Source organism: Actinacidiphila acidipaludis (genome assembly GCF_019890725.1).
Lineage (GTDB): Bacteria > Actinomycetota > Actinomycetes > Streptomycetales > Streptomycetaceae > Actinacidiphila > Actinacidiphila acidipaludis.
Genome location: NZ_JAINZZ010000107.1, coordinates 1 through 11,243 on the forward strand (window position 1 = coordinate 1; position 11,243 = coordinate 11,243).

Below are 11,243 nucleotides of genomic sequence, written 5' to 3' on the forward strand. Positions count from 1 at the left end.
AACATCGGGTCCGAGATGGCTTCCCGCGCCGGTGAACTTCCCCGCCTCCGGACCGGTTCCGCCGACCTTCGTCACCGGCGTGTTCGCGGCCGGTGTGTGGACGCCGGAGGGTCCCGCGGAGTTCACCATGGGCGCCGCGTCCTTCACCTGGGCCTCGGGCGGCGCGAGGTGCCGGCTGCCCACGTGGCCGTCGCCCGTGCCGAGGATGCCGTGCACCTCGGGGGCGATGCCGACCTGGTGACCGGCGTCGTTCGTCAGCGACATCGTGCGGAAGTTCATGTGGAGCGCGGTGGGCGGCCCGGCCTCCGCTCCCACGTGCATGGTGATGCCGTCGGGCGTCATCCGGACGACGTTGACGTCGCCGTCCACGATGGACCGCAGCTCCGGGATGCCGAGCGCGTGGAAGTCGGCGACGTGGCCTGTCGCCGCGCGCACTCCGGACATGCTGTCGCTGATCGCGCCGTGCAGCCCGGCGCCGCTGACGGTCATGTCGGCCCGGCCGGTGTGCAGGCTGGAGATGCCGAGGTGCGGGGCGCCCGACGCGGCGTGCAGCGAACCGGGGTTGATCGCGCCGAGGTTGACCGCGCCGTTGTCGAAGGTGCTGAAGTGGACGGCGGACGGTTCCAGCAGGCCGTGCGCGGTGCGGTCGAAGCCGCTGGCGTGGTCGATGGCGGTCAGGTGGTCGACGGCGCTCGCGCCCGAGCCGAGGTTGCCCACGGCGTGGTTGAGGGACGACGGGGTGAGGCCGCCGCCGAGGTGGGTGGCGCCCAGGGTGTTCAGGCCGTGCAGCCCGCTGATGCCCGACACCGATGTCAGTCCGTGCAGGGCGCCGAGGCCGGGGGTGGCGCCGAGCGATCCGTGCAGGCCCGGGGAACCGCCGGACAGGTTGCCGAACGAGCCGTGGGCCGGGTCGAACCCGGTGGCGTTCCCGGCGGCGTGCAGGCCGAAGTGCCCGCCCGCCAGGGCCCCGACGTGGGCGCCGCCGCTGACGATCGGCTGGCTCAGGTGGGCCCAGGGGGTCGACAGCCGGGTCCCCAGGCCCATCTTGATCGCGGCCCTCGCGCCCACGCCGAGCTCGAAGAAGTCCAGCGGAAGCGTGGCGCTCACCACGAACCGGCTGCCGACGCTGAAGGCGTAGACGCCGATGTTGGGCAGGGCTCCCTTGACGCCGAACGTCGCGAGGGCGAAGTCGTTCTTGAACGCGCCGCCGAAGGCCTTGAGGCCGCCGATGGCGAGCTTGCCGGCGTCGAAGGCGAAGTTGCCCAGGACGGTCAGTCCGCGGATGACGAGTCCCGGCAGGGCGGCGACGTTGCGGAACACGTTGAGCGAACCGGGGTTGAGGACGATGTGCAGCAGACCGCGGCCGACGTTGCTGAGGCCGGTCATCGCGGTCTTGGGCAGGTTCTTCAGGGCGTTGAAGATGCCCTTGCCGATGCTGCCGACGTTGAGGCCCTTGGTGGACGGGAAGAGCACGCCGATCACGGCGAGGACCAGGTCGAGCATGCTCGCCTTGCCCTCGGCGAACTCGACCGCGGTCTTGATCAGCAGCGCGACGTTCACCGCCATCGCGATCAGCCCGACCCAGCCGCCGAAGATCGCGCCGAGCACCGCGAGGATGATCGCGAGGATGCCCAGCGCCTGGAGGAACAACTGCCAGCCGCTGATGGGCTGCTGGATCATGTGGGAGGCGTCCGAGAGCTTGCTCACATATGTGCGCGAGGCCCTGTCGTAGGCGTCCCGGGCGTCGTTCACCTGGCTCTTGAGGGCGTCGAGCTTCGGGTCGTCCTTGGCCAGGCCCTGCGCGCCGGACAGCGCCTGGTCGGCCTTGGCCTGGGCGTCCCGGATCGCGTTGATGTAGTCGGCGGTGGCCGGGGCCGACACCCCGAAGGAGTCGCCGACCGAGTCGATGAACTTCTTCAGGTGCCCGTCGATCTTCTTCCGGACGGCCTCGGCGGTCTTGCCGATGAAGCTGTCCGTGGACTGGTTGAGCACCCGGTCCAGACCGGACGTCACCTCGCGGGCGAGGGTGCCCAGGTCGTCCATCTGGTCATGGATGGACTGCAGGACGTCCAGGTCGCCCGGGGTGGGGTCGCCGTGCAGTCCCAGCGGGCTCCAGTCGCCCGGTCGAGCCATGAGTGTTCCTCCACGATCGATCCTGATCCGTCCAGGATCACGAAGACGACCCCTCATGGTGCTGGTGGGGCCCGCTTAGATTATTGTCACTCACCAGATTCACGCGTGGAAACGTGGAACGTTGAACCGTAGGCAAACTCCGTACGTTTTCCGTTCAGCGGGACGTACGACAGCCAGTGGAGGCTCACCGCGTGGCCGACATCGTCATCGACTATGAGCTCCTGAACCAGCTGGGCAAGGACACCGACACCCTCAAGCACAAGATCTCCGACGCCAGGACGGCGAAGCACGACTACTCCCCCAACGATGTCGGTCCCGACGCGTCGTTCATGATCGAGGAGTACTACGGGGCGTGGAGCGGCGCCTTCAAGCACGCCTGGAACCTGCTGGAGTCGCTGAGCAACACCTACACCTCGGTGGCCCGGCACTGGTTCGACCAGGACGCCGGTTACGCCGCGACCGCCAACGAGCAGGCCGCGGGCTTCACCCACAGCATCTGGGAGATGAAGAAGTCCGCGTACGACAACTGGCTCAAGCTGTCGCACACGTACGTGACCGTCCACGGTTTCGACGACAACGGCAACCCGTACGAGAAGCAGGTGCCGCTCGCGGATCCGGACAAGCCGCCGGAGGCGCCGGGCCAGGCGCCGACCGGCTACAGCTTCACCGCGTCGGACGGCAGCACCCACAACACGACGTCCACGTACGACGCCGACGGCAACCTCACGTCGAACGACACGGTCATCACCGACGGCAGCGGCGGGATGTCGTACCACGAGCACAGCACCTTCGGTGACAACGGGAGCTACACCACGACGGTGGAGCATCCCGACGGGACCAAGACCACCGAGACGGTGACCGGCAACGCCAACGGCAGCGGCACCAAGGTGGACACCTACACCGACACCGACGGCAAGACCACCACGACGACCTGGACCGGCACCGGCGTGAACGGCTCGAACCCGCAGTGGACCGAGGACAAGAAGCCCGGTGACGACCGTCCGCCGCAGGGCGGCGGCAACGGGGCCGGCGGTGGCCAGCACCACGGCGCGTACCAACCGTGACAACCGACATGGATTCCTGAGGACCTCATGCCCAACAAGAACGTACAGCTCGAGTACCAGCAGATCGACACGGTCTCCTCGCAGCTCAACAACGCGGTGAACAACATCAACCCGCAGCTGCTGACGCTGAAGAACTCGGTCGACAACCTGCTGAACGACGGCCTGTTCCTGCAGCAGACCAGCCCGGCGATGCAGCACGCCTACGAGCAGTTCACCAACCAGCTCCAGCAGATCGTCACCAAGATCGGCGACTTCGCCAAGCAGTTCACCGACATCAAGACCCAGATCAACGACATGGACACCACCATGGCGAACCAGATCAACCAGAGCAGCTGACCGCACGAGGCTCACCGGCACGGCGAAGGGGCCCGGCGGCATCGTGCCGCCGGGCCCCTTCGGCGTGGTCCGGCCGCCCGGACCAAGCCGGGCACCCGCCGGTCAGCCGGCGTCGCGGTCCGGGGCGGTCTCCGGGACCAGGACGGTGAGCAGCGCGCCCGCGGCGTCCGTGGTGTGGCCGCGGCCCGGCACCCGGTTGACGCGGATGACGTTGTGCGGCAGCCGCAGTCCCAGGATGTCGCCCTCGCCGATGCTCTGCGGTGACAGCAGCAGCCCCTTGCGCGAGCGGCGGACCTGGCCGATCCAGGCGCTCAGCGGGGAGACCAGCGCGTCGGCGGGACCGGCGACCGCCACGCCCAGCGACCGGTCGCGGCCGGAGGTGGCGATGTCCCGCAGCAGGTTGTCGGCGGGCGACATGGCCAGCAGGTCCGCGTCGTCGACCAGCAGCACCGCCGGGCCGCCGCCGACGGACTCCAGCGCCGCGGTCAGCTCCTGCTCGGTGGGGGCCGGCGAGGTGATCACCACGGCCCCGGGACGGCCGTGCAGCCCGCGCAGCGGGGACTCCCGCGGCGTCAGCGCGACCACGCCCGTGCCGCCGCGCAGCAGCGAGACCGCCAGCGACCCGAGGGCGGTGCTGCGGCCCGATCCGGGCGGCCCGGCGATGACGTACGACGACGCCACTCCGGAGAAGTCCACCCACACCGGGGCCACGTCGTCGCCGCCGAGCCCGACCATGCCGTGCAGCGGGCGCCGGTCGGCGGCCGCGGCGCGGGTCCAGGCGTCCTTGAAGGTGACGGCCGAGGGCAGGGTCTCCACCCGGAAGGGCCGAGCGGCGGCGGGGACGTGCCGGTCGCGGCCGGCCGCCTCGGCGCCGATGAGCCGCAGCGCCTCGGCCTGTTCCTGGCCGCCGGCGCCGCCGGGCAGTACGGCCACCTGGAGTTCGCCGCCGCCCTCGGTGCGGAAGCCGCGGCCCGGTCCGACGGCGGACGGGATCCGCTGCCGCTCGATGCCGTGCATCACGTAGTCGCCGGCGTCGTTCATCCGCAGCAGCAGCTTGTTGTCGTTGAGCGCGGCGATCCGGCCGCCCATCAGGGCGCGTTCGGAGGTGGCGATGACGTGCATGCCTGCCGCGACGCCCTCCCGCAGCAGCATCGCCACCTGGGAGACCATGCGGCCGTCCTCGATGTCGGCGATGAGCGCGTTGAGGGTGTCCCAGCCGTCGATGAGCAGCACGGTGTGCGCGGGGCGCCGCTCCGGCGGCAGTACCGCGCGCAGTTCGGTGAGGGTGCCCGCCGAGTGTGCGGCGAGCAGTTCCTGGCGGCGCACCAGTTCGGCGGTGAGCCGGTTGAGCAGGCGGTTGAGCCGCTCGATGTCGGCGCGCGGCACGACCGCGCCGGTGTGCGGCAGGGCCGACAGCGCGGACAGCGCGCCACCCGCCGCGTCGATCGCGTAGAAGTGCACGTCCGCGCAGGAGTTGGCACGGGCGAGGGCCGAGGCGATGGTGCGCAGGGTCTGCGACCGCCCGGACCGCGGCATGCCCAGGACGTACAGGTGGCCGAAGTCGTCGAGGTCCAGCATCACGGGCGGCTGGGCCTGCTGCGACGGAAGGTCCTCGCTCGCCCAGGCGGCCGGCACGAGCCGGCCGTCGCCGGTGGGCGCGGCGGGCTCGGGCAGGGCCGCGAGGTCGAGCGAGGTGGGCAGCGGCGGCAGCCACGGGCTGGGCTGCGGCCGGTGGCCGCTGAGTTCCGCGGCCTCACGGATGGCGTCGACCAGGGCCATGAGGTCGGTCGGCCCTTCGTCCCCGGGGAGTTCGGGGAAGTCCTCGTCGTCCCCCTCGGGTACCTGGGCCGCGCGGCCCAGGCGCTGCCAGGGCAGCGGTGTGATCCAGAGCGAGGACTCCTCGTCGGCCTCCGGGGCCGCGCCGTCGGGGCCGGCCGCCGCGGCGGTCAGGGCGCGCAGCAGGTCCTCCGCGCCGCCGGCACCGTCGGGGTCCTCCGGGAGCGCGTCGGGGCGGGGCGCTCCGACGTAGGCGGTCTGGAAGCTCATGGCGGAGCGGTGGCCGGTGCGCACCAGGGCGCGTCCGGGGGTGCCGGACGAGATGCTGGCCGCGTCCGGCACGTCGAGGACGTCGGTGCTGTCGGTGACGTCGGTGACGCGCAGCGAGATCCGCAGGTTGGTGTTGGCGCGGATGTCGTTGGTGACGACGCCGGCCGGGCGCTGGGTGGCGAGCACCATGTGCAGCCCGAGCGAGCGGCCGCGCTGGGCGATGCCCACCAGGCCGGCGATGAAGTCGGGGATCTCCCGGGCCAGCGTCGCGAACTCGTCGATGATCAGCAGCAGTCGCGGCATCGGCGGCAGCTCGGGGTTCCGGCGGCGCAGCGCCCGGTACTCGGGGTGGTCCTTGGCGCCGGCCGTGGCGAGCATGTGCTCGCGGCGGATGAGTTCGGCGGTCAGCGACGCCAGGGCCCGCTGCACCAGGTGGCTGTCGAGGTCGGTGACCATGCCGAGGGTGTGCGGCAGCCGCACGCAGTCCTTGAAGGCGCTGCCGCCCTTGTAGTCCACCAGCACGAAGGTGAGTTCGTCGGGGTGGTTGACCGCGGCGAGCGACGCCACGAAGGTCTGCAGCAGTTCGGACTTGCCGGAGCCGGTGGTTCCCGCGATGAGGGCGTGCGGGCCGTCCTTGACGAGGTCGAAGGCGGCCGGCCGGTCGAAGCCCTGGCCGACGACGACGGACGTGGAGGCGGGCCGCCGGGCCCAGCGGTCGGCGATGACCCGGCCGGCGGGCGGTTCGAGGTCCAGGAGGTCCAGCAGGGAGACGCGGTCCGGCAGTCCGCCGGTGGCGTCCGGTGTGACGTCGTGCACGGGCGCGATGCCGCGGGCCAGGCGCTCGGCCCACTCGGGGGTCACGTAGTCGGGCCGGATGCCCGTGACGTCGGGCATGCCGGTGCGGCGCAGGGTGAGGGTGTCCTTGGCGATGGACACCACCGCGCTGGCCTCCTCGGGGAGCATCCGCTCCTCGCGGTCGATGCACAGCGGGTAGATGCCGTAGGCCGGGCCCTCCTTGAGCACCTGCACCATGCCCGGCACGTCGCGCAGTTCACGGGCGCCGTCGAGGACGACGAGGACGTCGGGCTCGCTGAGCAGGGCGCCGCGCAGGGTCGCCTGGCGGGCCAGCGAACGCGTCCGGATGACGTTGATCAGTTCGGTGACGCGGTTGGCGACGGTCTCGGCGTCGTTGCCGAGCAGGATGACGGGGGCGTTGTCCTGGCCGGAGGACAGTCCGGACCGGGCGTGCGGCAGCCAGCGTGCCCACTCCCAGGAGCCGGCCGCGCCGCTGTCGGTGAGCACGCAGATCTTCAGGTCGCGGGGGCTGTGCAGCACGGCGGCCTGGGCGACGCCCCAGCGGGCGAGCGCCCGGGCCGGTGCCTCGGGGCCCGCGATGCCGACGACCTGGCTGCCCGCGATGTCCAGGCCGATCGGCATGTCGGGTATCTGCCAGAACACCGTGCGGTGGTTGTCCTCGCGCGAGCCGTCGTCGAGTTGCAGCAGCGACTGCTGCCGGGTGGTGCCGATGCGCAGGATCAGGTTGTCGGGGTCGGTTCTGCGCCGCTCCCACAGCCGGGTGCCGGGTCCGACCGCCATCAGGCCGACGACGGCCGGGTCGGGGGCGGAGGCGATCCGCACCCGGCGCTCGGCCTCGACCTTGTCGCGGACGTCCGCCTCCAGCGAGGCGCGCCGGAGCCCGTAGTTGGCGACGGCCTGCAGGAATTCCTTGCGCCCGCCGCGCCGTCCGCTGATCCAGTTGCCGAAGCCCATGACCGGGCTCAGCAGCATGAAGATCAGGAAGTAGTAGGAGTGGAAGAAGTAGACCATGCCCACGCCCATGAAGACGGGCGCGACGATCACCAGGAACGGGATCGGGCGGCGCTTGGGCGGCTCGGGCGGTCCGGGCAGCCGGAAGGTCTCGGGCTGCAGCGGGGGCAGCAGTCGCGGCGGGCGGTTGAAGTCCAGGCCCGCGCCCTTCTCCGACGGGATGACCGCGGCGTCGGCCCGGGTCGGCGCCGTGACCCTCAGCAGGTGCTCGCCCAGGGCGAGTTCGCCGTCGAGCGGCCAGTGCGTCCAGCCGCGCGGCGCCGGGTCGGAGTCCTCGGCGGTGGCGTCCGGCGCGGGTGCCGGGGCCGGGGGCAGCGCCACCACGTCGGCGCGCGGCCGGGGAGCCGGCGCCTCGGGAAGCGACAGCCGCACCTGGGCGTCGCCCTCGGGAAGCACCACGAGGACGGTGCCGTCCGGGCGGACCGCCAGGCGCAGTCCCTCCTCCGGCACTCCCCGGCCCTCCAGCGGGACGGAGCTCCCGGCCGCCGGGCCGACCTCGTGGGTGCCCAGGCCGAGCAGGTGCACCCGGCCGGCCTGCGGGCCGCCGATCACCTGGAGTTCGGCCACGGGCGCGGTGCCGGGCCGCGCGGGGGTGGGCATCTCGTGCCGCTGCGGGCCGTAGTCGGCGGCGGGGCGGGGCACGGGCACGCCCAGGCCGACGGTGCTGCCGTCGGTGATTCCGGCGGCGGCGAGTGTGGCCTCCGGGTCCAGGGGGCGGTCGCCGAGGTACAGCGTCACGTCCGCGCCGGCGTCGGGTTCCCCGGACCCGCGGTGGGCGGCGAGCAGTTGCGGGGCCAGCCGCCGTACCGGGGTGCCGGCGGCGGCGTTGACCAGGACGTCCCGGTGCTCCCGCCGCTCGCCGTCGACGGTGGTGATGAGGAGTTTCACGACTGGTTCCGGTTTTCCTCGTGAGGGGTGGCGGACGAGGCGGCTTCGCGCGCGTCCGCGGCGGACAGACCGGTGATCTCCGGTTCTGCGAACAGGTCGCGGACCGCGGCCCCCAGGGGCTCGGGGGACGGCTGCGCGGGCGGCGCGGGCACGGCGGCGGCCCGGGACGGGAGCGGGGCCGCCTGCGTCGCCGGTGTCGCCGGGGAGGCGCCGCGCGACGGGGCGGGACGGGCGGGGGCGGGCCGGTCGTGACCGGCGGGACGGCGGGACGCGGCGGCGGACGCCGGCCGGGTCGGGGCGCCCTTGCCGGCGCCGCGCCTGCGGGCGGTGCGGGCCACGGCGGGACCGAGGGGGGCCGACTCGCTGCGGACCCCGAGGGCGGGACTCTGGGTGCGCCCGCGGGAGTCGACGCGGATCTCCCAGCGGTGACCGGCGACCGGGCCGGCGACGACGGCGTGAAGCAGGCCGTCCGCGGCCAGGCGGACGAGCCGGGCGGACTGCTCGGCGTCGGGGGCGGCGCACACCACCACGAGTGGGCGTTCGCGGTTCTCGGTGCGGTCCTCGACGGACGCCAGCAGCGTGTCGAGGTCCGGGCCCTGGTGGCGGGGGTGGACGCCGCGGGCCACCACGACCTCGGCGTCGCCGGTGAGGTCGAGGTAGGCCGCCATCGCCTGGACCAGGCTGCGTCCGGCGGCCCGGTCGCCGTAGGTGCTGACCAGGCCGGGGCCGCGCAGCAGGTCGAGCACGAGCAGGGACCGGTCGTGGAGCCCGAGCGGGACGAGCAGACGCGGGCGGGCGTCCTGCCCGACGGCGGACAGGTCTCCCGCGTCCGCCGGGTTCCCGCCGGGCTCGCCGTCGGCCGCGAGCCGCAGCACGTCGTCGCCCACCGCCTGCCACAGCAGGGGGCCGTCCGCCGCCTGCCAGGGCGCGGACGGCGCGGGTATGCCGCGTCCGGCGAGATGGACCGTCACCGTGCCGGCGGTCCGGCGCGAGGCGGGCGTCACCCGTGCCGCGAAGCCGAACGACCGGCGGGTGCCGCGGCCGACGACGGAGTCGGCGCCGTCCAGCGCGTCGTGCGCCAACGTTGTCGGCCCGCCGTCCACGAGGAGCCGGGTCAGGTGCCGCACGGACGCCTTGAACTGCAGGAACTCTCGGACGGGCAGCGAGAACGCGCCCCAGGTCAGCCGCACCTGGCGGCTCAGCGCCCGCCAGGCCCGCCGGGTGCCGCCCTGTCTGCGCACCGCCCAGCGCAGCAGGAGCAGCAGCAGGAAGAAGAGTTCCACGAGTGCCACGGCCAGGGCGCTCGCCCCGGAGTTCCACTGCATGGCCAGGACCGCGGGGGGCTGCGCCACCGCGAGCGGACTCGGTGGGCCCGCCAGGGGGAAATGCACGAGAACCTCTTGTCGTTCGCCGCCGTGAACCGGTCACAGCCGGACGGCGCGTGCCGCGCCGGCCGGGGTCCGGTCCGGTACTGGAGCCTGTTGCTCGTGGTGCCGGACGGGTCGGTGGCGCGTCGAACGTCCCCCGGCGCTCCGGCGGGTCCGCCACCGGCCCAAGCCGGCGGGTCACCCGCGCACGCACCCTCGCCACCCGCGTTCACGTGGAGTCTAGACGGGAAAGATCCCGGTCCCCGCACGCAGGCCGTCCGCGACTGCCGCATCCGGCCGGGGAGTTCGTGGGGGCGGCCGGAACCAGAGCCCGGCGGCCCCGGCCGGGCCGCGTCGGGCGGCGCGCGAGGAGGCGCCCGGCCCCGGGGTGTTCATCCGTCCGTCGCGCACCCGCCGTGCAGAATTCACCGTACGCGGGCCCTGGTTCACCGTGTGCGGCGGCGCCGTCCGAGGCGCGGCCGGTTGCCCGTCCCGCGGGCTACGTCCGGCCCGGCGGTCGGCGAAGGGAATCAGCCATGTCCCCGGCGGTAAACATCACCTAAAATCGACGGCGCGGGCAGGTGCCCGAAGGGGGCCGGCGTCCCGGACGCCGGGGCGACAGATGCGCGGGTGATGAGGTATGAGCCGGGTCACGCAGGCCGAGGCGAGAGCCAACCGCCGGCGGGTGGTCGAGGCGGCGGCACGCCTGCTGCGCGAACGGGGCGTGGCCAAGGTCAGCGTCGCCGACGTCATGCACGCCGTGGGGCTCACGCAGGGCGGCTTCTACAAGCAGTTCGCGTCCAAGAACGCGCTCGTCGAGGAAGCCGCGGTACAGGGCTTCACCGAGATGCTGACGTACCTGGCCGCGCTGGACGCCGACCACGGCGACCACGCGGCGGCCTGGCCCGCGCTGCTGGACACCTATCTGTCGGACGAGCACCGCGGGACCCCGGGCACCGGATGCCCGGCGGCCGGCTTCGCGGGTGACTTCGCCCGCGAGCCGGCCTGGCACGGCGTGTACTCCGACGGGGTGCGCGAGATGGCCGGCTGGATCGCTCCGGGCGAGACCGGACTCACCGCGCTGGCCACCCTGGTCGGGTCGCTGATGCTGTCCCGGGCCACGCTGGGCACCCCGCTGTCCGACGAGATCCTCGACGCGGCCCGGCACGCGCTGGAACCCGCCCTGGGGGACGAGGCCGCGCCGGACTGACCGTCAGGTCATCCCTGCCCGCCCCCGCCGGGGCCGGGGTCGTTGGGGTGGGGCTGGAGCGGGGTGACCTTGAAGGTCATCCAGACGCTCAGCGGCAGGGTGCCGATGACGTTCTGACGGAGGTCGTCCTCGTCGTCGGCGAGCCAGACGCCGATGCTGCGCAGTTCACCGACCGGACGCCACAGCCGGGCCAGGTGGCCGGTGGACGCGAGCTCCTTGGCGCGCTCCCGCTCGGCCGCGCGCCGCTGGTCGATCTCGTCCTGACTGGTGCCGTCGGGGATGGTGGTCGTGATCTCGACCAGGAACTCTTTCATCGTGGTGCTCCGCTTCTCGGTCCCGCGTCAGCCGTGCCGCGCGCAGGAGGCCTCACTT

The 11,243-nt window shown here is 73.2% G+C and carries 6 protein-coding genes and 1 pseudogene; 3 read left to right on the forward strand and 4 right to left on the reverse strand.

Going from position 1 to position 11,243, the window contains the following annotated elements; translation table 11 throughout:
* Nucleotides 1-2,133: pseudogene (locus K7862_RS36460) on the reverse strand (hypothetical protein); the annotation flags it as partial.
* 191 nt (nucleotides 2,134-2,324) lie between these two features.
* Between K7862_RS36460 and K7862_RS36465 the strand changes: the two are divergent.
* Both K7862_RS36465 and K7862_RS36470 read left to right on the forward strand, forming a co-directional pair.
* Nucleotides 2,325-3,197, forward strand: coding sequence for a hypothetical protein (locus tag K7862_RS36465; protein ID WP_222969989.1), 873 nt, complete (start codon nucleotides 2,325-2,327; stop codon nucleotides 3,195-3,197).
* Nucleotides 3,198-3,224: 27 nt separating this feature from the next.
* Nucleotides 3,225-3,533, forward strand: a complete 309-nt coding sequence (locus K7862_RS36470; protein ID WP_222969991.1) for a WXG100 family type VII secretion target — start codon at nucleotides 3,225-3,227, stop codon at nucleotides 3,531-3,533.
* Nucleotides 3,534-3,635: 102 nt separating this feature from the next.
* Here K7862_RS36470 and K7862_RS36475 read toward each other — a convergent pair whose 3' ends face one another.
* Nucleotides 3,636-8,294 carry an FtsK/SpoIIIE domain-containing protein gene (locus tag K7862_RS36475; protein WP_222969993.1) on the reverse strand — a complete coding sequence of 1,553 codons (4,659 nt, stop codon included), beginning with the start codon at nucleotides 8,292-8,294 and terminating at the stop codon, nucleotides 3,636-3,638.
* Complete coding sequence (locus K7862_RS36480) at nucleotides 8,291-9,646, reverse strand: hypothetical protein (RefSeq protein ID WP_222969995.1); 1,356 nt, start codon at nucleotides 9,644-9,646, stop codon at nucleotides 8,291-8,293. The genes K7862_RS36475 and K7862_RS36480 overlap by 4 nt, the downstream gene beginning before the upstream one ends.
* A 655-nt stretch (nucleotides 9,647-10,301) precedes the next feature.
* On the opposite strand from K7862_RS36480, the gene K7862_RS36485 reads away from it, so the two are divergent.
* The gene (locus tag K7862_RS36485) at nucleotides 10,302-10,871 is read left to right on the forward strand and encodes a TetR/AcrR family transcriptional regulator (RefSeq protein ID WP_222969997.1); all 570 of its coding nucleotides are present in this window, start codon (nucleotides 10,302-10,304) and stop codon (nucleotides 10,869-10,871) included.
* A gap of 8 nt (nucleotides 10,872-10,879) precedes the next feature.
* On the opposite strand, the gene K7862_RS36490 is transcribed toward K7862_RS36485, so the two are convergent.
* Nucleotides 10,880-11,185, reverse strand: coding sequence for a muconolactone Delta-isomerase family protein (locus tag K7862_RS36490; RefSeq protein ID WP_222969999.1), 306 nt, complete (start codon nucleotides 11,183-11,185; stop codon nucleotides 10,880-10,882).
* Nucleotides 11,186-11,243: the final 58 nt, after the last annotated feature.

Coding starts and splice junctions, on each gene's coding strand:
- K7862_RS36490 (WP_222969999.1), bottom strand. CDS start 11,185: ATGAAAGAGTTCCTGGTCGAGATCACGACCACCATCCCCGACGGCACC.
- K7862_RS36485 (WP_222969997.1), top strand. CDS start 10,302: ATGAGCCGGGTCACGCAGGCCGAGGCGAGAGCCAACCGCCGGCGGGTG.
- K7862_RS36470 (WP_222969991.1), top strand. CDS start 3,225: ATGCCCAACAAGAACGTACAGCTCGAGTACCAGCAGATCGACACGGTC.